The sequence below is a fragment of the Photobacterium sp. WH24 genome (genome assembly GCF_019204055.1).
In the GTDB taxonomy this organism is placed as follows: Bacteria; Pseudomonadota; Gammaproteobacteria; order Enterobacterales; family Vibrionaceae; genus Photobacterium; species Photobacterium arenosum.
On record NZ_JAGSOZ010000013.1, the window covers coordinates 1 to 19,973 of the forward strand.

General features: G+C 49.3%; 17 protein-coding genes and 2 pseudogenes. 4 read left to right on the top strand and 15 right to left on the bottom strand.

The genetic code is table 11. The annotated features are described in order from the left end of the window. Positions 1 to 94 precede the first annotated feature (94 nt). Positions 95 to 973 carry an MBL fold metallo-hydrolase gene (locus KCG43_RS15395; protein ID WP_218386026.1) on the bottom strand — a complete coding sequence of 293 codons (879 nt, stop codon included), beginning with the start codon at positions 971 to 973 and terminating at the stop codon, positions 95 to 97. 105 nt (positions 974 to 1,078) lie between these two features. Here KCG43_RS15395 and KCG43_RS15400 point away from each other — a divergent pair, with 105 nt between their 5' ends. Further along, the gene (locus tag KCG43_RS15400; RefSeq protein ID WP_218386028.1) at positions 1,079 to 1,912 is read left to right on the top strand and encodes a LysR family transcriptional regulator; all 834 of its coding nucleotides are present in this window, start codon (positions 1,079 to 1,081) and stop codon (positions 1,910 to 1,912) included. Between the two features lie 37 nt (positions 1,913 to 1,949). Here KCG43_RS15400 and KCG43_RS15405 read toward each other — a convergent pair whose 3' ends face one another. Continuing rightward, positions 1,950 to 2,192, bottom strand: a complete 243-nt coding sequence (locus tag KCG43_RS15405; RefSeq protein ID WP_192017676.1) for a DUF1127 domain-containing protein — start codon at positions 2,190 to 2,192, stop codon at positions 1,950 to 1,952. 102 nt (positions 2,193 to 2,294) lie between these two features. Between KCG43_RS15405 and KCG43_RS15415 the strand changes: the two genes are divergently transcribed. After that, on the top strand, positions 2,295 to 3,233 hold the full coding sequence (locus KCG43_RS15415) for a LysR substrate-binding domain-containing protein (RefSeq protein WP_192017677.1): 939 nt from the start codon (positions 2,295 to 2,297) through the stop codon (positions 3,231 to 3,233). A gap of 109 nt (positions 3,234 to 3,342) precedes the next feature. Here the strand turns inward: KCG43_RS15415 and KCG43_RS15420 are convergent, their stop codons facing one another. The 10 genes from KCG43_RS15420 to KCG43_RS15465 all read right to left on the bottom strand — a co-directional run bounded on the left by KCG43_RS15420 (position 3,343) and on the right by KCG43_RS15465 (position 15,871). Continuing rightward, entirely contained in the window at positions 3,343 to 3,918 is a 576-nt protein-coding gene (locus KCG43_RS15420) for a flavoprotein (RefSeq protein ID WP_218386030.1), read from the bottom strand. 77 nt (positions 3,919 to 3,995) lie between these two features. After that, the gene (locus KCG43_RS15425) at positions 3,996 to 4,820 is read right to left on the bottom strand and encodes a metallophosphoesterase (protein ID WP_218386032.1); all 825 of its coding nucleotides are present in this window, start codon (positions 4,818 to 4,820) and stop codon (positions 3,996 to 3,998) included. 10 nt (positions 4,821 to 4,830) lie between these two features. Beyond that, the gene (locus KCG43_RS15430; RefSeq protein ID WP_218386034.1) at positions 4,831 to 5,373 is read right to left on the bottom strand and encodes a group II truncated hemoglobin; all 543 of its coding nucleotides are present in this window, start codon (positions 5,371 to 5,373) and stop codon (positions 4,831 to 4,833) included. Positions 5,374 to 5,375: 2 nt separating this feature from the next. After that, the gene (locus KCG43_RS15435) at positions 5,376 to 6,260 is read right to left on the bottom strand and encodes a GNAT family N-acetyltransferase (RefSeq protein ID WP_218386036.1); all 885 of its coding nucleotides are present in this window, start codon (positions 6,258 to 6,260) and stop codon (positions 5,376 to 5,378) included. 7 nt (positions 6,261 to 6,267) lie between these two features. Beyond that, entirely contained in the window at positions 6,268 to 7,404 is a 1,137-nt protein-coding gene (locus KCG43_RS15440; RefSeq protein WP_218386038.1) for an acyl-CoA dehydrogenase family protein, read from the bottom strand. Beyond that, on the bottom strand, positions 7,401 to 8,177 hold the full coding sequence (locus KCG43_RS15445) for a thioesterase II family protein (RefSeq protein ID WP_218386041.1): 777 nt from the start codon (positions 8,175 to 8,177) through the stop codon (positions 7,401 to 7,403). Before KCG43_RS15445 ends, KCG43_RS15440 begins: the two co-directional genes overlap by 4 nt. After that, positions 8,164 to 9,798 carry a GMC family oxidoreductase gene (locus KCG43_RS15450; RefSeq protein WP_218386043.1) on the bottom strand — a complete coding sequence of 545 codons (1,635 nt, stop codon included), beginning with the start codon at positions 9,796 to 9,798 and terminating at the stop codon, positions 8,164 to 8,166. The genes KCG43_RS15445 and KCG43_RS15450 overlap by 14 nt, the downstream gene beginning before the upstream one ends. Beyond that, positions 9,795 to 13,256, bottom strand: coding sequence for a non-ribosomal peptide synthetase (locus KCG43_RS15455; RefSeq protein WP_218386045.1), 3,462 nt, complete (start codon positions 13,254 to 13,256; stop codon positions 9,795 to 9,797). Before KCG43_RS15455 ends, KCG43_RS15450 begins: the two co-directional genes overlap by 4 nt. Before the next feature lie 251 nt (positions 13,257 to 13,507). Continuing rightward, positions 13,508 to 14,953 carry an MFS transporter gene (locus tag KCG43_RS15460; RefSeq protein ID WP_218386047.1) on the bottom strand — a complete coding sequence of 482 codons (1,446 nt, stop codon included), beginning with the start codon at positions 14,951 to 14,953 and terminating at the stop codon, positions 13,508 to 13,510. Between the two features lie 255 nt (positions 14,954 to 15,208). Then, entirely contained in the window at positions 15,209 to 15,871 is a 663-nt protein-coding gene (locus KCG43_RS15465) for a metalloregulator ArsR/SmtB family transcription factor (protein WP_192017685.1), read from the bottom strand. Between the two features lie 145 nt (positions 15,872 to 16,016). On the opposite strand from KCG43_RS15465, the gene KCG43_RS15470 reads away from it, so the two are divergent. Beyond that, positions 16,017 to 16,505, top strand: a complete 489-nt coding sequence (locus tag KCG43_RS15470; RefSeq protein WP_218386049.1) for a DUF2938 domain-containing protein — start codon at positions 16,017 to 16,019, stop codon at positions 16,503 to 16,505. A gap of 152 nt (positions 16,506 to 16,657) precedes the next feature. On the opposite strand, the pseudogene KCG43_RS15475 reads toward KCG43_RS15470, so the two are convergent. Beyond that, positions 16,658 to 16,855: pseudogene (locus tag KCG43_RS15475) on the bottom strand (hypothetical protein); the annotation flags it as partial. 117 nt (positions 16,856 to 16,972) lie between these two features. After that, positions 16,973 to 17,287 carry a hypothetical protein gene (locus KCG43_RS15480; RefSeq protein WP_218386051.1) on the bottom strand — a complete coding sequence of 105 codons (315 nt, stop codon included), beginning with the start codon at positions 17,285 to 17,287 and terminating at the stop codon, positions 16,973 to 16,975. A gap of 452 nt (positions 17,288 to 17,739) precedes the next feature. Between KCG43_RS15480 and KCG43_RS21445 the strand changes: the two are divergent. Then, positions 17,740 to 17,892: pseudogene (locus tag KCG43_RS21445) on the top strand (IS110 family transposase); the annotation flags it as partial. A gap of 139 nt (positions 17,893 to 18,031) precedes the next feature. On the opposite strand, the gene KCG43_RS15485 reads toward KCG43_RS21445, so the two are convergent. Then, complete coding sequence (locus tag KCG43_RS15485) at positions 18,032 to 18,928, bottom strand: helix-turn-helix transcriptional regulator (protein WP_218386054.1); 897 nt, start codon at positions 18,926 to 18,928, stop codon at positions 18,032 to 18,034. Between the last annotated feature and the right edge of the window lie 1,045 nt (positions 18,929 to 19,973).

Genomic DNA, 19,973 nt, shown 5'->3' on the forward strand with positions numbered 1-19,973 from the left:
TTTCACCACTGAAAACGTGGTCAGCACAGCGAAAGAGCTGCTGGCGTAAGTTAACCAGACACGCACCCAAAGCCAGTCTGCGGACTGGCTTTTTTTATCTGTAGGTCAATACACCACCTTCGGATACCACATCTACTGGTAATTGACTCTGGTTTGCTAATTCTACTAATACGCTGACAGGTTCAAGATACAGCGCATAGGTAGAGTGATGAATCGGCAACGTTCTTCCCGGCTGCAACTGCAAAATTGCCTCCCTAACTTCCTGAGCACCCATTGATATCATTCCCAGCGGTCCGGTTGTCCCTACCCTGCCGACATGAGGCACAAATACATCTGGCTGACCCAATTTACGTACCGTACTGATCAATTCTGGAGTCATGAAACTGTCGCCACTCCAGTAAAGTGATTTTCGCCAGTCGCCCTGCTCAAAAGTCATCCAGTAACCATTACCATGGCCCAGCAACGATTCCATTGCTGGTGCTAGCGTATGATAAGCAGGTATAGCCGTTATCGTAACTTTATGGCTGCCATCTTCTAATCGCCAAGTATCACCCCAGATTAACGCCTGACTGTTGCTGAACTTCAGCGAAGACATTAAAGCAATATCAGACTCAGGTATCACCACAGGTAAGGATTTAGGCAAAATCTCACGCGCCACCTGATCAAAATGGTCTTCATGCGTATGACTGATCAGTACAGCATCGACCTGCTGGAGATCGAAATCAGGCAATGGGGCTAATCGAGCATGATCCTTCACATTTGGGCCTTGTTTAAGATCAAACGCTTCATTAGGATCCGCCATTCGGTAAGCTTTCTCTCCTTCACCCAACATAGGATCTGTCAGTAATTGTATGTTTCCAAACTCAATCAGCATCGTTGGTCCACCCAACCACTGTATATTCAACTCATTTGCTTGAGCTATGGGCAAGCTCATAACCATAGCAGCAGCAATCGCAACCCGTTCAAATCTCATTTTTATTCCTTTTTACTGTTCATCGACAATAAGTGAAGAATACGCTGAGATTTAGTGGTAAAAAATATGAGATATTCGATACAACTTGGCTGATTATTTTAGACAATGAACTTACTCGCCCCTTTTAACAGCTTTATACTGGTCGCTGAATGTTTAAACTTCTCAGAAGCAGCGAGGCGCCTGAACGTACCCAGAGCAACAATCAGCGCACGGATAAACGAACTGGAAAAACAATTAGGTGTCCGGTTATTTCTGAGAAATACACGGCATGTCTCTTTAACGCCAGAAGGCGAACAATACCTGCTGGCCTGCAAAACAGCTTTAAATACATTAGAGGCGGCAGGGGCACAATTTACGCAGGCAGCAACACTGGCAGGAGACATCCGTTTATCCGTACCGGCAAGTTTACCAAATGCACACTTTCTCTCATTGTTACAGTCTTTTCACCACAAATACCCGCTAATTCGCATCGAATTAGTATCAAAAGATGATGTACTGGATTTGGCTGAACACCGGATTGATATTGCCATCAGAGGCAAAGATCCTGTCAATACTGAACTTATAGCCAGACCGCTGCCACCGGCCGAGATGCTACTGGTTGCCAGCCCTGAGTGGCTGGCAAAACATGCGCCAATCAGTGAATGGCATAACGTCGAACTGCATGACCCGCTTGGCCTTAGCCCGTTCAGCGGCCAAAACCCAGCCATTCGTTCTTCCAATCTGGAACAGTCGTTATCCTTATGTCTGTCTGGTACTGGTATCGCACTACTGCCATTGCCGCTTTGCCAAAGCAGCTTGCAATCATCTGCCTTGAAAGCCGTTCCTCCGCCTGTACCTTTACCCTCCTTACCGCTGTTTCTGATTTATCAGCAACGTCGGCTACTGCCTCAAAGAGTTAAAGTGCTCATCGACTTTCTGCTTTCAGCGATGAGACCCTAACCAACCAGACACTGGTGATTCAGCCCAGTATTCTGGGCTACCCGCCACTGCGCCTGAAAACCTGTCGCCGTATCTCTTTTCCATCAGTCAAAGATTTTCGCAGTTCTGCGTCGACAATATTCTGATCCAGCCCTATATCATCCAGTAAATAGTCAGGTAATTCACTTAAGTGGCGTAAGTCACGCTCCCGCTGACGCCAGCGTCGATAATAAGAAAAGCCAGACTTAATCATATTCACCACTTCTCTGCTCGCGGTAAACGCAAGCTTATATGTTGTCATCCCCATATCAACCACCTATCATCATCGAAAGATAGATTTATCTTCGACCAGAGTCAGCCGTTCCTCAAACGATAGATCCTGACAGTCAGTTAAGGAAAACTAATGTCATCGCCAAATGAACTCCGACACCGTATGCCACCATTACAGGGTTTATATTATTTTTATCAGGCGGCACATTACGGCAGTTTTAAAGCCGCTGCCGAGCACCTGCATGTCACTGCGGCTGCCATCAGCCAGCAAATCCGGTTATTGGAGGACTGGCTGGGTACCGCCTTGTTTTACCGCCAGCACCGGCGAGTGGTGCTGACCCCGGAAGGTCAGACTCTGTTTGAGCACAGTCAGGAAGGCTTCAAACACATTCAGAATGGCGTTTGGCTGATCAACAATGACCCGGAACCCCAGCGTTTATCCCTGTCGACACTGCCCTCTTTTTCCGTCCATTGGCTGGTACCTCGCATGACAGCATTTCGTTCGGATCATCCAGACATCTCTGTGTTAGTTGAGTCGAAAAATGAACTGGTGGATTTTGAGCAATCTTCGTTAGATCTCTGCATCCGATACGGTGAAGGCTGCTATCCGAATTTAACCTGTCAGTGGCTGATGGATGACTTGCTCTACCCCGTCTGCCATCCGATTTATCAGAAAGAACATCAGATTTTTGCGGTTGAGGACTTACAAGATGCTCATCTGATTGGTGATCTTTTACCGGATATGGATTGGGAACGCTGGATGTCGATTGTTGGCGTTAAAGGTGGTTCCACCTCATTGGTATACGATGGTGCCAGCTATGTGCTTGAAGGGGCCTTGTCTGTACAGGGTGTTGCGCTGGCTCGGCACAGCCTGGCTCACCGATTTGTCGAAGATGGCACCCTGGTACGTATCGGTAACATTGCGGTACGGCCCAATTACAGTTATTTTCTGTGTGCACCGGAAGGTTATTTTAAACGTGAAAAGATCCGGTTATTCAGTGACTGGATTCGCCGGCAGGCAGAAGCGTTTCAGCACACTCGGCCTGCCGATCTGGTTATCAAAGAAGCATGAAGGCAGTAAACAAGGGGGGGGATAACAAGTACTGTTCGCTATATCTATCCCTGTCACTGTCTCTGCCTCTGCCTCTGCCTCTGCCTCTGCCTGAACATTTTACTACCTGCTATTTTTTTAGCGCCGCCTGTAACAGGGCAATGACAGCTTCAGGAGCAGGTAACGAGGGATGACCAACCATACGACTGAGCGACGCATCAAAATTCTCATGCCAAACCGGTTCAACCACGTCATAACCGTCTTCTCGCAGTTGCTGGACATTGCGCTGAACCGCCGGCTTCTTCCACATTACTGCTCCCATCACGGGCAAAAAGCACACGGGCAAATCCGCTGCCAGGATCACGGTCGTCAACCGATTGGTCGCACCGCCCTGTGCCGCAGTCGCAAGTGTATTTGCTGTGGCTGGCATCACAAACAGCACATCATGATCGGCGACGATCCGGGAAGGTTTATCCGTCGGCCAGTCCCGGGGCTGCTCACCCGCGATCACCCGGTCACAATACAATGCCATGCTGGATGCGGGTATGAATGTTTCTGCCGTCGGTGTCATCAGAACGGTCAGTTCACAATCAATTCCCCCTTTGATCGCCTGTAAATATTTTGGCAACAACATAATATCCACAGAACCTGATGCTCCGATCAGTATCTTAGGCTTTGCTGTTGGTTGGTTCTGGAGCTTGTCCATATTTGATTTCCTTATTTATTGCCGAATCTGTCCCTGACACAGCTCAACATTTCTGTAGTGCTGTTCGATCTGAAGCCTTACATCAAGAGCGTGTCGAGTACCGTTAACATGCCGGATGCATCACGGCCATGCCTGTCTTTCGGGTAACCTAAAGACACTTCAACATGCGGTATTCCTTCCAGTACCGTGGAACCATGCATATGAAGATGCCCGTACACGACTAGGCAGACCGGATAACGGCTTAACCAGGATGCAACCTGTTGTGTGCCGCACCAGATTGAAAACTCCTGCGGTTGCACAGACTGAGTCAGGACCTGCAGCATTGGAAAATGATTGATAAATATCATGGGAAGCTGTCCCGATACTGCATTCAGTCGGGCTTCTGTGTACTGAACACGCTCGGTACACCAGCTTCGGATATCCGGATAGGGATACGTTTTGAGAAAAAACGCGTCTGAGCAAACCGCACCTGCCCGTCTTGCTCTCTCCAACCCCTGCTCTGGCGTGAAGTCAGAAGGGTGGCGAAACGAGTAGTCATACAAGGTGAAAATAGGGGCAATCAAAAATGATTGCCCATTCTCAGCGGTATAAACCGGATAGTCATCCTCCGGGGTCAGGACGCCATATTGGTGGCAAATCTCGATAAGCTGGCGATATCGCATTTCACCGGGTAACGCCATCGGCTCTTTGGGTGTACACCAAAGCTCATGATTACCGGGCACCCAGATGACCCGGTAAAACCGCTCGGCGACCAATCGAATAACCCACTCAAAATCGGTGAGATCGTCGGCCACATCACCACCCAGAATAAGCCAATCCTCGCAATGTCCAGCGCACAGTGCTTCTACAGCCCGCCTGTTTTCCGGGTGAGAGACATGCAAATCACTGACAGCCACCAACATAGCTTTGCTCCTAAAGTGTGCCCGGAGGCGCTTCTCCCCATCCCCATCTGGGCACGGTATCTCGCTTCGAAGGCTTAGCGCCCGGTTGTGAATTAGCCATTGCCCTGCGAGATCCCCACTCTATGTATGCCGTAAACGCTGACCGGAATTCCGGATCACTTGGCAGTTCAATTTCATCCGCACTTTGCATCATCAAAGATACCCAACGATCACGCTGTTCCGCCTGAATCGAACGCCCCCTGTGCTTGCGGATCATATTTTTGAACCCTCCTCTGTCATTGGTATACAGGGGCTCACCGCCAAAGACTTCTTCAAACCACATAGCAACATGGACATGGTGATCTGGTGGCATATGCTGAAAAAGGGGCTGAAGTAAGTCATCTTTTTCGACTTTTGCGTAAAACACTTGCAGCAAGTGACGGATCGCGTCGCGTCCCCCCATCCACTCCAGCAATGTGGGTGTTGATGTACTCATCGCTTGGCCTTGTTCAGCTGTCTCAACGTTCTCAGCCATGGTTTCTGTCATAGTTTCTGTCATAGTGTTTTCACTCATGATTAACCAAGCTCCAATGACGCAATGCACCAAACCTTGTGCTCCTGCTCTTTCGGCGGCTCGCCGCGATACATACGAAGTGTATGGAAGATGGATTCAAATCCATGCTTTTCTGCCAGCTTGATCAACGTTGGATCTGCTTTTTCAGGGACATCTAATGTGACTTGTCTCCCCTGCGGTACAGCGGATAATGCCGCGACGAACAGAGGTTCCACCAGATCGGGAGTATTGGCGAACAGCGGACCAACCCGGTAACCGTCTTGCGACTGACGGACTCCAACAATGCCTGTCACTTCCTGACCGGTTCTGCAAATGAAACCGTAACGTGTTTCACCGATAAACCAGTGTTTCAGTAAGGCACTGCGGTCGATACCAGTACAGCTTTTATCGTATGCAACGATATCGTCGATATCCGCAGCCTGTACCAACTCAATATAATCGGGACAATGGTAATCCTGCTGTACCTGGCCCACCATGCGCAGGTTATTCCGGCCCCCTGCAAACCCCCATTTTGCATAGTTATCAACCTGGGCCGGCATTCCATCCAGTCCCATGCAACGATCCCCACCGTGGGCGAATGCACTTTGGCATAGCTTAAGACCATAGCCTTGCCCACGGTACGTTGGGGAAACCAAATAGTGCCCGAGGAAACTAAAGCTGGACGAATAATTAACGATTGACATCGCAGCAACAGGCTCTTTACCCAAATAACCGATAAAAAAGCCCTGATCATCAACCTCAAAAAAGGCGTTGGCATCACCAAGGCCCATGTCCCAGCCTTCATCTTTTGCCCACGCCATCACCGCTTGCCATTCCGCCAGAGTAGCGTGCTCTACATGCCAGACGCTGTTGGATGTTTCCGTTTTGTTTTTTACGATATCCATCATTTCCTCTCTAAAGCCCCATGGATTTACTGACGACTTCCAGCATGATTTCACTGGTGCCGCCATAAATTTTCTGAACCCGGCTGTTGACCCACAATTTGCCGATCGACGAATCGCTCATATAAGCACTGCCGCCATGCAGTTGCAGACACTCATCCGCCACTTTGTTCTGCACTTCTGTTGCCCACCATTTCAGTCGCGCCGCATCTTCCAGACTTAGCGATCCCGCATTAAAACGTTCAATGGCGTCATTGAGATAGCTGCGGGTGACTTTGATTTGGGTATCCAGTTGCGCCAGTAGAAAGCGGTTGTACTGAAACGCTCCGATCGGCTGACCAAACGCCTTGCGCTGTTTCACGTAAGCCAGCGTCTCTGCCATCATGATTTCCGCGCTCGCCACCGCCACGGTACTGATACTTAAGCGTTCGCGTGTCATGCCTGTCATAAAGTAATAGCTGCCAAGATTTTCACGCCCAAGCAGGTTACTTTTGGGTACGACACAATGATCAAACGCTAAATTCGCCGTATCACTGGCATGCCATCCCAACTTTTTCAGCGCTTCACCCTGAGAAAATCCGGCCATGCCTTTTTCCACCACTATCAGGCTGATTCCCTGTCCCCGCGGCCCGGCGTCAGTCTTCACCGCGACGATAAACAGATCCGCATTCACGCCATTGGTGATAAACGCTTTACGGCCATTGAGCACATAGTTATCGCCGTCTGCTATCGCTTCCATGCGCATCCCGGCCGAATCTGAGCCTCCGCCTGGCTCTGTTATGGCAATAGCGGCTATCCGTCGGCCACTGCACAAATCCGGTAACCAGCGCTGTTTCTGCTCTTCGGAAGCAAACTGGTTGAGATAACTGGCAATCACATCGTTATGGGAAATCACAATCGGCGCTGTCATTCCAATTGCCAGCATTTCTTCAGTGAGTGCCAGCGCGTAGCGATAATCTGATTTATCTTTTCCTCCCAGATCCTGGCTGACGCCCATCCCCAGCAAGCCATGTGCTCCCATGGTTTGCCAGAAATCGCGGTCAACCAGGCCCTGCATCTCCCATTTTTCAAGATGGGGCTTCGCGTAATGGTCAAAACACTCCCGGCAAGACAGCCGGAATTCCTTTAGCTCATCTGTGGTTGTACTCACTGAAACACACTCCAACTGTCCATTTTGTTTTCCGCCGCCAGCCTTAATGAGGCTTCGGTATCCATTGCCTGCTGAATCACAGGCCAGTGCCGGTAAACCGCAAAATGATCGCCATCCACCCGGATCATGCTTGTACGTTCCGAGGTATGCTGCCGCCACTTCTGAAGCTGCTCCTCAGTAACGTGCGGATCGTCCGATGCGGCCACCAGCAGCAGGGGCTGCACGACTCGAAGATCCCTGAGCGAAGGAAACTGACTGCGCACCAGAAAATCACTGCGTAACTGAGCCACATAGCGCCTGGCCAGCGCCGGTTCACTCAGCACAGTGTTCGGTGTTCCCTGATCCTCACGCATTTTTTGCAGCAGCGATTCATCCGACCATAAGTGCAAATCATCGATATCTTGCTCACTGGGCGGGACTGATCCCGACACCATGCTGTACACAGGCTTGATCCCATACTTTTTATGCATAACGTCTGTGACTGCTACACTGAGCACACCGCCGAAGCTGTGGCCAAATGTCGCCCAGCCCTGAATCCCCTGCTGCTGCTTTTGCTGAAAATCGCTAAACAGGGTATCCGCCAGTTTTTCAGCCAGCGTATGCAGGCATGTCACCTCAGGTTCACGACCCAGCATCCCACGTCCGGGTATTTCAACCGGATGTAAAACAGCCGTCCCCTTGTCCTGATGAAGCTGGCAGAAAGGGCGGTAGACATTGGCACTGGCTCCGGCATGGGGGAAGGCATACACAACCATATTTTTATTTGCTGACATCCAGGCCTCCTGTTTTCAATGCATGCGCGATACGCTCTGCCACCATGATGGTGGTTAAATTGGTCGGCATGGAGGGAATCACAGGAAACAGTGAGGCGTCGGCAACAGTCAGACCACTGACCCCGTACACTCTGCCGTTCTGATCTGCCGCGCAATCCGGGTGATGTTCTGGCCCCATCCGAACCGTTCCGGATGCGTGCCAGCCCGGGTTGAGCATGTTTTTTACCGCGCTGTGCATCACACGATCACTGTTAATCATGGCGTCAGACCAGAACTGAATCCCATCCAGAAAGCGGGCAACATCCGGGTCATGCAGTGCGCGCCACATTTGCCGTACAGCACCTACCATGCGGTGAACGTCCTGCTCGTTTTCACGTAACGGGAGCTGGATAGATGGCAGCACTTCTGCCTCGCGGCTGGTGATAAAAACCTGTCCCCGCGCAGCAGGCTGCATCAGCATGGCAGAAGCGCCAACGATCATGGGATACTCAAGCCTGTGCCTGAATTTGGGAACGGTATGACTTTCGACATTGTTGAGCAGACCAATCTGGACATCGGTTTCCTCACCTGCACCACTGCAAATACGGGCGGCAATCTGGCGCCACGGCAAGCCACGACGGCAGACACCGGCTTTGGGAAGCGCCCAGATCACCAGAGAGGCATGATCCTGCAAATTGCGGCCAACGGCTGGCCGGTCAACCCGCACAGGAATGTTCAGGGAATCCAGGTGGGCCGGATCACCAATTCCGGAACGCTGTAACAGAGCAGGGGTGCCTATTGCTCCTGCTGCCAGTACAACTTCACTGGCTTCAAAGCTATGGCAGCGCCCCTGATAAATCGCTTCAATGCCTGACACCGCCGTCCCGCTGAACCTGATGGCAGAGACAAGAACGTCTGTCAGTACCGTTAAGTTCGGTCTGTCCTGAACCGGTGCCAGATAAGCCTGATAGGCATCCAAACGCTTGGCCTGCTGTTTAACGTTGGAAGGTACAGGACCGATACCGGGTGCTTCGCCAGCATTCAAATCTTCTACATAAGGAACGCCTTGCTTCTGGCAGGCGACAGAGAAAGCCAGATCTAACGGATGCAAGCTGTCTGTGTCGGGACGACGCAGTACCATAGGCCCCTGATCGCCATGCAGGTCATCACCAGAAAAATCCGTATCGGTTTCCAGACGGCGATACCAGGGTAGTACGTGTTGCCACGACCACTGCGGACATCCCATCTCTGCCCAACGCGCAAAGTCACGAGGAAAAGTCCGCAGTGCAACGGCGCCATTCACTGCTGATGATCCGCCCAGCACTTTCCCCACTCTGTAGTCAAAGGGAGGCGGATATGTCTCCTTCTGTTGACCACGAACCCGGTCACAGGCCGGGCTAAGGCTGCCTTTTAATTGCGCTTGATACGACCAGTTGTAACCTTCGAGCACCAAACGTGATGCATCAGCAAGCGGACTGTCAGCAAGGTGAGCATCTGACTCGGGTCCGGCTTCGAGCAACAACACCCGTTTATTGCTGTCTTCCGTCAGGCGGGCTGCGAGCACACAGCCCGCAGACCCTCCACCGACAATGATGAAATCAAACTGGCTCTGAGCCAGTGGTTCTTCGGCTAGAGCACTCATCCCAGACTGACTCCATCCAGTTGTTTCATTGATTCAATAATCTGGGCAAACTGACGGATGCTGGTGTTCATGAAGAGGCCTTCGATCAGATCCTGTTCCTGTACAGCCGTGACCTTGAACTCTTCGCGCAGCGTGCTTAACAGCGCCACGGCAATCAGCGAGTCTCCGCCAACATCAAAGAAACCGGCATTCACATCCAGATCATCATGTTGAAGCAGATCCCGCCAGAGATTGAGCAACCGGCTTTCCGTAGCAGAAACGGGGGTGCTCTCTGCTGGCTGTGCATGCTCTTCCGGCCAGGGTGCCGGCAATGCTTTTCGATCTATCTTTCCGTTTGCGGTGAGTGGCATGTAAGGCAGAATAACGAAGTAAGTGGGCACCATATAGGGTGGCAAGGTGCTTTGTACCTGCTCCCTGCAGCGCTGTTTCAGGGTTTCATGGTCATAAGAATCCGCGCTCTCATGCAGTACCAGATAGGCGACCAACTGCCGTTGTCCCGATTTAGGGTGAGCCGGCGCATCAATCACAACATGGTTGACAGCTTGCAAACCCAGCAAAGCAAATTCCACTTCACCCAGCTCAACCCGGTAGCCATTGATTTTCACCTGGTTATCTTCCCTGCCCAGAATTTCTATCAAGCCATCCTGGATATAGCGCCCCAAATCCCCTGTTTTATACAGACGCTCTCCGGTTTTCGGATGGGTGAAAAATCGCTGCGCCGTTTTCTCCGGATCGGCCCAGTAGCCTTGAGCAACCCCTTCACCCGCGATATACAGCTCACCAATCCCCCATTTGGGACAATCTTCCAGCCACTCGTTAAGCACATGAAAGCGCTGGTTGGCCAGTGGCTTACCATACGGAATGCTGACCCAGTCTTGCTCAACATGCTCAATGGGATAGCAGATAGACCAGATGGAGCCTTCCGTTGCACCGCCAAGGCTGATTACCTGAGCGTCCGGCAGTGCGTTGCGGATCGCATCCGGTAAATCCACCGGAATCCAGTCTCCGCTCATTAAAATCAGTCGCAACTTGCTGCTGGCTAGCAGATCACTGGCCCTGTCAACCATCACTTTGACCGGAGCAGGAACGCTGTTCCAGATTGTGATGCCGTGATGAATCAGAGTCTCACACCAGATTTTGGGATCGTTCTGGGCATCTGCAGCCTGGAACACCAAACGGCCACCTGCACCCAACACCCCGAAATAGTCATACACAGATAAATCAAACCCTGCCGGTGCAATAGAAAGGACGGCATCGTCGGCTGTAACCTGGAAGCGACGGTTAATGTCCTCAAGGGTATTGACGGCATTGTTGTGACTAATCATGACGCCTTTCGGCTCGCCGGTAGAGCCGGAAGTGAAAATCACATAGGCCAGATCATCAGCGCACTGAATGGGTGACACAGTTGCCAAAGGTGTGTCGTCCGGCAGGGTATCCAGATCTACTCTTAAAAAAGACTGATATTCGTCAGGGTTGGTGAAAACCTCTGTGCTGGTCACGACCGCTTTGGCCTGACAACGGTTCAGCAATTGCAGTCGCCTTTGTTGCGGTAAAGCAGGATCTATCGAGACATAGGCGCCGCCTGACTGCAAGATCCCCAAAATACCGACGATCAGTTCAGGCCCTTGCGGCAAGGACACCGCTATGATGTCTCCGGCTTCAATAAGCGCAGATTCCCGTAAGGTCGCTGCCAGTTGCGTTGATTTGTCAACCAATTCGCCATAAGTGAGATGGTTATCACCTTGCTCTATGGCAACAGCATTCGGACGATTTTTCGCCGCATCCAGCAGCCCGTCCTGCAGTAGCCTGAGGCTTACATCAACAAAAGTGTCATTCGCCGCCTGGCGTTCTGCCCTGTCTGTTTCAGGAATGCTCACCACAGCGCCGGTTTTCTGCCAGATTGTTTGCTCTGAGAGCGCTTGATCTGAGACAGCTTCATCTGAAAGAGCCTGATGCAGCAATTCCAGATAAGCGTCCATCATGTCTTCGGCCAGGTTGGGCGGGAACAAGCCATCCACATAATTAAAGTGAATTCCCAGACCTTGCTGTTCGAGGGTGATCTGGTTTTCCAGCCAGATCTGCGGTGTTTGATTGCTGGCATACACCTGCTTGCTGTCTGGTCCCCGCCAGTCAGGCACCCACTCTGCTAATTCAGGGGTCAATGTATTACTGAATACTACTGGCATTGAGATTGCGCGATTTTCCTGTTTACGACTGGTCAGCTCGCGCAACACTTGAATACCATTAAATGAGGCATGCAACTTTCCCTGATAAAGCAAGGTTTGCACTTCTAGCATCCGCTCTGAAAAAGTCCTTTCCGCAACACAAGAGACTGGCAATAGTTGGGGCTGAAGAAAATTTCCTACCGTTTGGTCAATCGCATCTTCGTAAGGCCTGCGTCCCATCTGGGTCAGTGTCAGGGTGAAATTCTGGCGTTTTGACCACTGACGAATGACCTCGGTATAACACCCCAGTAACAAGGCTTCCGCTGTCAGGCCATGCTTATCAGCCGCTTGTTTTAATGACGCTAAGGTCTGCATAGGTAACAGTCTGGAAAGGCGTTGAATATTGGGTTGTTCAATTTGTTGCGGGGAAATCTTGAGTGGCAGTTCAGGCGCTGGGGGAAGATGGTTTATGCGTTCAAGCCAGAATTGCTGGTCGTTCCGGCCCTGCGCCTCCCCCTGAAGTATGCGCTCTGCGGCGACATAATTCAGGAAATCCGGTAACTTTACCGGTGTGGCATCTCCCTTCTGCTGATATTCACTCCAGATATCTTTCAGCACTAGCCTTACACTGATCACATCAAGAAACATGAGATCAAAATGGCAATGCAAACGCCATGCCTTTTCCGTTAACCGGGTGATTCGTATTTCAAATGATGGCGCCTCGTCTAGCGTAAGCCGTTGCTTTTCCATGCTTTGGCGCAGTGTGGTGAGATAGGTGTCCTGCTCTGAAGCTTCCCAGGCACTAATATCTTTTGATTTAATGCAATACAGGCTGCAAGCCGGCACAATTTTTTGTTTGCCGCCAGATACAGCAACGGCCCTTAGCATGGCATGCCTGCCGATGATCTGATTCACGGCATACTTGAAACGCTCCTCATCCAGAGCGTCGACATCCAGTTCCAGATAGTAACTGCTGGATAATCCTCCGAGATCCAGGCCTGTATTCCGTCCAATCAGATACGCATACTGGATGTCTGTTAATGGCTGTTCCTGTGGTTCAGAAACAGCGGTTGTTTGCTCGGCCAGTGGCTGATGCAAGGGCAGTTGCCCGCGGTACAGGGCATCAAGATATTCATCTTCCCGGTCTGCTTCGTGCGACGCTTGCCCGTCCTGCCTGAATGACAGACGGCCGTGATTTTTAACTATCTGTTTATTAACAACCTGTTTATTAACGACCTGTTTATTAACTACCTGTTTTTTAAGGGTTAGTTTGCCAACTTGATCAACGTTCATAATGGGTCATGTGTCCTTAGTTTGTATTTCAATATTTGCATTTAATAAAATTGTTATTATCTAAAACGCAAAAACCTATCTACTCGTTACTATGCAACAAGTAGATAGGTTACAAACTAGAAGGCGATATGTTATTCGGTCAAATAATCAATTGATTGTTTTTTATGCGCCTGTGACATATGTGATCAAAGACAATACTTACAGCAACTAGAGATGTCGCTCTTTAAGCACTTTATTGCTTCATATCACGGCTAACCTGATTGCTCACTCGCTGTTTGCACTGTCGATTGATATCGACGCCTGGTGATCAACCATGCCAGCAAGGCTGCCGCTACATAAATGCCCGCAGCTGTAGCAAACGCCAAACTATATCCCCCGACCACATCAGAGGCTATGCCCGTAATTGCCATCAAAGAAGCCAATCCGAATGTGGGGCCTAATTCCATAGAAGTATTCATCACACCTCCCGCCAGACCGGCCTGATGCTGAGGGACATTCATGGTGGACAACACAGCTGATCCCGAAAACATGAGCGATGTGCCCAAAGTCAGAATAACGATGCCCGGCAGTAATCCTGACACATAGGTGACTTCCTGATGAATGCCCGCCAGCAGGCTTAACCCGACAGCACCAATCACTAAACCGCTGATTGTTACTTTCAGTGCCCCCAGACGCCCGACAATGCGGCTTGCCGCCTGATTCATGATCAGTAAGGTTAAGGTATAAGGCACAAAGGCGCCTGCTGTTTCAAGCGGAGTCCAGCTTTGCTGAATCTGGAGGAACAGGGACAACAGGAAAGTGACCAGACCCATACTGGCGGCAGCCAGAAGAATACCCACCAGCCCCACGATACGGTTTGGCTCACCGATAAACCCTTTTGGCAGCAACGGATCATTGACACGCCGTTCAGCAACCAGAAACAGGGCGATAAGACAGAGGCCCACCAGTACGGGGACAAAAACGACAGGGGTTGACCAGCCCAGTTCGCCGCTGGCTATCAGACCATAGCTACCAATGGAAATACCCAGTGTAGCCAGCAAGGCGCCGAGAGGATCAAGCCCGATCTTATGTTTAACTGTCTGGCTATCCTCGTCTTTCGGTAATACCCATTTCACAGCCATTAATCCGATAATGGCGATAATCACAGGAACAACAAACATCCAACGCCAGGAAACCCAGGTCGTTACCACGCCTGAGGCCAGAAAACCCACGCCACCACCAAGCACAGACACGCCTCCCCATGTTGCCATTGCTCTCATAAAAGCGCTCGGATCCGGAAACAGTGTGCGCAAAACAGCAACAGCAGCAGGTGCTGTCAAAGCGGCACCCACTCCTTGCAAAAAGCGCATAGCAACCATCATGTTGAAGTGGGTTGAAAAAGCCGCAACCGCAGAAGCCAGACCAAAGACACAAAGGCCAACTGTGAATAGTTTCAATCCGCCAAATCTGTCGGTCAACCGGCCTCCGAACAACAACAATCCGCTGAAAGGCAACCCATATGCAGTGCTGACCAGAAGCAAATCTGAAGCCTGCAGCCCGAATTCACGCCCTATATCCGGCAATGGAATGCCTATCATAACAATGGTGAAAATCAGTGTCGCCTGCACCACAGCCAGCAGGGGGAAAGCCAGTTTAGAAGCAGACGACAGGTCCGTATCCATTGCCACCTGTGCATCCTGTTGTTCCTTGAGAGTCATCCCGGAATCCTTATGTAAATAGCCAACGAACGTCTGTTGAACCTTAAAACATCATTCAATTGAATTATTGATTGATGTTCAGCATAGGATACGGATGACCTATGTGTCAACGTTCAACTGATATTCTGGATGTTTATTCGGGGGGCTTGCTCTGGATGCTTAGAAAGACAGGTTTCTCACCGAACCCTCTCAGTGTGAAACCTGTCTCAATAGGAAACCCATGTCATTATAAACCATTAAAACACTCAGTTTTGATCAGGTAGCATCGACTTTAAAGCCGGCCGCTTTCCATTCAGGTACACCATCGTTTAAACGGCGGGCAGATAAACCTTTTTCTTTGAGCGCATTAACCGCAGTAATAGATAACGAACAATAAGGGCCACGGCAATAGGCCACAATTTCCTGCTCTTTCGGCAGCTCTGACAGTCGCACTTCGAGCTCGCCAAGGGGAATATTGATAGCGCCGGGCAAGTGCCCCTGTTCGAATTCTTCTTCAGGGCGTACATCCAGTAAAGTCACACTGTTTTCCTGCATTCGGACCAGTAACTCTTCCCGCGAAATGGCTTCCACATCCTGCTGATGATGCAAAGTGCCTTTAACCAGCATTCTGATCTCTGAGTGATTAAACTCGGCAAACTGACGCAATGCCATCAAGAGTTCAACAACAGGCGCATCAGCGAGACGATAAAACACATGCTTGCCTTCACGGCGGGTCTGGACATAACCATTTCGCTTGAGCTGCTGCAAGTGCTGGGACGTGTTTGCCACAGTCAGATCCGCCAGTTCTGCCAACTTTTCAACGGACTTTTCCCCTTGGGCGATATGTTCCAGCAGTATGAGCCGGTGGGCGTTTCCTAATGGCCGGGCGAGGTCAGCCAACTCTGAATAAATATGATACTGATTGTTTATTATTGACATAGAAGATTAACTGCCCCATCATTCAATCGATTTATTGAATTATATAGCATTATCAGTGGATTGATACCGCCGCTGCCTCATTTGCTGACATTTTTATAGTTAACCGCGCAGCAGCCTGCGATAAACCAACAAGGAGAGAACCAAGATGGAACCTGATTTCATTCTACGCGCCATCGCTCTGGGTATAGGCGCCACCCTGGTCATGGACCTGTGGGCACTTTTCCTGAAAGTCTGTTTTAAGATCCCTTCTCTGAACTATTCCATGGTTGGCCGTTGGATCGGACACTTCCCTAAAGGGCAATTCACCCACGCCAATATCGGTAAGGCAGAACCCGTCGCAGGTGAAACACTGCTTGGCTGGACAGCACATTATGCGATAGGCATTTGCTTCGCCGCCGTGCTGCTGTGGGGCTGGGGACTGGAATGGGCGGCCTCTCCGACCTTACTGCCGGCGTTAATTGTGGGTGTGCTGACTGTAGTTGCGCCATTTTTCCTGATGCAACCGGGTATGGGAGCTGGTGTGGCTGCCTCCAAAACACCACAGCCCAATACCGCCCGATTACGCAGCCTGCTGGCTCATACCTCATTCGGTGTGGGGTTATATTTAACGGGGATAATATTGTCAGTTTATTGAATGCCATTTCAGGACGGGACAGACAGAGTCAGCAAAAAGCCCCCGAACCATTCGGGGGCTTCATCAATTTGAATCAAACTGTTTCTGCATCATAACTGGTTGAGATTTTCACGGCCGCCGAGTGATTCAGCTTGGCGCGAGGCCAATGTCACTCACAGCGAAAACATCGGAGAAATACCAGTATCCTGCCCGTTCATGAGCAATGCGCCGATCACCATCAGCAACACGCCACCAAGTAACTGAAGAGCATAACCGGCCAGTTGCCACCCTGCCTTCCTGTGACTGTTGCCAGTCATCAGATACCGCTGAACCAATTGTTTCCCTGTGAGTGTCATGATTGCAATCATGTTGATATCGGACTCGACTGCCCGGATCACCACGACGCCAGGCGAGATCCTTGTATGGCAAAAACGTCATCACAATCTTTCAGTCAACTTCTTAAGAAAGATAACAGATGCCTTGGTTTGTTATATGCAACTTGCTAATAGTTGCTTTTGAAGCTTTGTATTTTCACAGCCAATAATATCTAGGCCAATGACAACCTCATTAGACGAATAGACCAACATGACCGTATACACTTTGTCTCCCGTAGGGAACGAATCTTCAATATTTTCGCCATCTGCTGAAGTGAACGCTATGGTGAATGCTGAGTCATCAGATGCAAATGATTCGCAAGTTTTAATCTTAAGTTTGTTAAGTTGGCGGGCGAATTTATCCAAACCGTCCGCTACCAAAGACGCGTGAACCTCAGCATAAAGATCTGGAAGGTAATCCTTAAACACTAAATCCTCCGTTGTATATAACGAATGACATGGACTCCCCCTCATCAGGCTCTGCCACACTAGGTAAGTCTGACTACGAAATTACCGGAGGCCACCATGTCACATTCTATTTATGGCATTGATTTCGCCAAACATAGCTTCAGTATCCACGGTGAAGATCATCAAGGCAAGGTGTTGATCCACAGACCACTTTAAAAAGACATCAATTCTTGCTGATCATATGTCGCGCTTGAGTTCGGTGCTTCTCTCATCATTGTCTGACGCGCGCCAGTTACTCTTTGCTGGCACAAACAGTAACCAGAAATGCCTTTGTTTCTCTGATGTTGGCCGGGGCGGTTGTAGGCGCTCCCGGCGCCGACAACCTAAAAATACATCCATGTATTTTTCCCCTGATCTGTGAATACATCTAAGTTTTAAAATCGATAGTAGAAATTTGCTACAGGGCACAATAACTGGCTAAGCTCGGCCATACGCCAAAGATCATGGCGTCGAAGTATGTGGCACCTTTCAGAACGGGTGCCAAAAACGATCTCAATGACGCCGTTGCCATTTGCACAGCTGTCATCCGTCCTTCAACGCGCTTCGTCCGGATCAAATCGGCCGACCATTGACGAAACCCTCGGGCGCAATCCCCACCGAATCCCAATCGAGCAATTTGCTTATTAAGGCTGTCCGGGCTTGTTCAACACCCGGATAGAAGTGTCGGCTGCGCGACACGTATCCTTATTTGTTAACTGGCTTATGTTAGTTATCTTGTAGTTTCCACTTGATAATTTCTTGAGCTTTCAGAAAGCTTTTTCCATGACAATCTCCATAATTGGCAGAGATCGGATAACTATGATTAATATCTGTTAAATCATCCCACCATGGATCTTCTGATCGACCCAGCTCTGTATATACACCAGGATACTTATCTCCGCGGAATAACTCTTTGAAATCATCTTCATCCAGAGTTAGACCACCGCACTTCGAATAATAACCTTTTTCATCGCGAAGTGCCTTAACTAGCTCATAAAAGCTAACCAGCTGTCGCTGACCTCCAGCCCCTACTTCATCACTTATATGCCATGTTCTGTGAAATATTTTAAATTTGTAATCATTTAATTTCACCATTATAAATGCTGGCGCTTCTTTTGAGTTTTTACGAACAAAGAACACTAGCTTCGGATTAAGATTTTCGATAACCTCTAGATACCACAGTGGTTCTCCAAGCGTCTGTTCATCATTAGAAAATGGTGCTCTCTTACCCTCTATAACCCAAGTTTTGTTAACACCAAAGACATCACAAAACCGCTCAATAAACTCAAATGTAGGCTCTTCCTTGCCTCGGAAAATATCTTCAAGTTCACTGACTTTATGTAGCTTCATGATTTGAGCTAATTGTGCAATAGTAAACTTCGAATACTCTCTTTTCTCGTTCATTAGTTCTAAAACTAAAACTAGCCGTTGGGAAATTTGACTGACTTCTGTTTCTGGTTCGGTTTGTTCCATTACAGGAGCTTCTATCTCGATCACTTGATCCTTTTTTTGTCCTGATTCTATCGGCTTGTTATTGAAAAAGTGGGTATAAAATGCAGTAACAACCACTACTCCAACTCCGGAAAACAACCACTCTTTGTTCTCGACAATGATTTCAAACACGTTCAACCTTTAATCCACTAATAAATATAAATTACTCGCAATTCTACGCATTCACACATTATTGGACAATGAGTTGAATAAAAGATATCGATCTCGGGTTGCTTCCTTGCCAGTTAACATTTTATTCAACGACACCATGTCGTATAACTCTGTCATATAACTCTTTCAATCAGAAATAACTTAAGATATTGATTATATTTAATTAAATACGCTTAACCAGATAAATCCATCAGTAAGATACACGACATCATGTCGTATATCCTACTCAATCCACTTCTTCTAACCAACTGATATTTAATACTTTTCTTGTATTTCATGACTTACCGCAAAAAATCAGCGACACATAAGCTAATGAAAAAAGCGACATCGGTCACTTACCCAGTACAGAGAAGCCATAGAATTGCACTTGCCGCATGGATTCCCGCCTGCGCGGGAATGACAGTAAGATATTGAATTATAATTAATTTAAATAGATTTTGGCGTGTACTATAAAAGTAGAAATGAAAAGTTCGAGGCTTGCCTCTCCCCCAGGGAAAAATTCAGGACGAATTTTTAGGTTGTCGGCGCCGGGAGCGCCTACAACCGACCCGGACCACACCAAAGAACAACAAGGCATTTCTGGGTACTCTTTTTGCCTCAAAAGAGTACCTGGCGCGCATCCGGAAATGGTGAGATTGTCACTAAACGTAAGCGCGACATACCCGCAAAATCCTCAGAATTACCCCAAACCACGCTACCGCCAAAGCGCTCTATCAAGACCCCCTAAACATCCCGTTTCCAAGACTAGAGCACGGCTTCAGGGTTGCTGTATTAAATCAACCACAGTGTGATTTCAGGCAACAAATCAGTACAACGGCCTTGTTTTGCAATGTCTTCACCGCAGACGAGCAACCTGAAAGTACGCTCGTCTGGGTTAACTCAACCTGAAAGGTTTGCCCGCTTTGCCGGGCAACAAAAAAATGCCCGGACAAGCACTGCACTGCCCCTCTAACCAACAATGGGGCAAAAGCCTGTCACACATTCCTTCACCAACACAACTCTTGAA

Bases quoted from the DNA above. Each gene is read 5' to 3' on its own strand.
- KCG43_RS15395 (WP_218386026.1), bottom strand. From the start codon at position 973: ATGAGATTTGAACGGGTTGCGATTGCTGCTGCTATGGTTATGAGCTTG.
- KCG43_RS15400 (WP_218386028.1), top strand. From the start codon at position 1,079: ATGAACTTACTCGCCCCTTTTAACAGCTTTATACTGGTCGCTGAATGT.
- KCG43_RS15405 (WP_192017676.1), bottom strand. From the start codon at position 2,192: ATGACAACATATAAGCTTGCGTTTACCGCGAGCAGAGAAGTGGTGAAT.
- KCG43_RS15415 (WP_192017677.1), top strand. From the start codon at position 2,295: ATGTCATCGCCAAATGAACTCCGACACCGTATGCCACCATTACAGGGT.
- KCG43_RS15420 (WP_218386030.1), bottom strand. From the start codon at position 3,918: ATGGACAAGCTCCAGAACCAACCAACAGCAAAGCCTAAGATACTGATC.
- KCG43_RS15425 (WP_218386032.1), bottom strand. From the start codon at position 4,820: ATGTTGGTGGCTGTCAGTGATTTGCATGTCTCTCACCCGGAAAACAGG.
- KCG43_RS15430 (WP_218386034.1), bottom strand. From the start codon at position 5,373: ATGAGTGAAAACACTATGACAGAAACTATGACAGAAACCATGGCTGAG.
- KCG43_RS15435 (WP_218386036.1), bottom strand. From the start codon at position 6,260: ATGATGGATATCGTAAAAAACAAAACGGAAACATCCAACAGCGTCTGG.
- KCG43_RS15445 (WP_218386041.1), bottom strand. From the start codon at position 8,177: ATGTCAGCAAATAAAAATATGGTTGTGTATGCCTTCCCCCATGCCGGA.
- KCG43_RS15450 (WP_218386043.1), bottom strand. From the start codon at position 9,798: ATGAGTGCTCTAGCCGAAGAACCACTGGCTCAGAGCCAGTTTGATTTC.
- KCG43_RS15455 (WP_218386045.1), bottom strand. From the start codon at position 13,256: ATGAACGTTGATCAAGTTGGCAAACTAACCCTTAAAAAACAGGTAGTT.
- KCG43_RS15460 (WP_218386047.1), bottom strand. From the start codon at position 14,953: ATGACTCTCAAGGAACAACAGGATGCACAGGTGGCAATGGATACGGAC.
- KCG43_RS15465 (WP_192017685.1), bottom strand. From the start codon at position 15,871: ATGTCAATAATAAACAATCAGTATCATATTTATTCAGAGTTGGCTGAC.
- KCG43_RS15470 (WP_218386049.1), top strand. From the start codon at position 16,017: ATGGAACCTGATTTCATTCTACGCGCCATCGCTCTGGGTATAGGCGCC.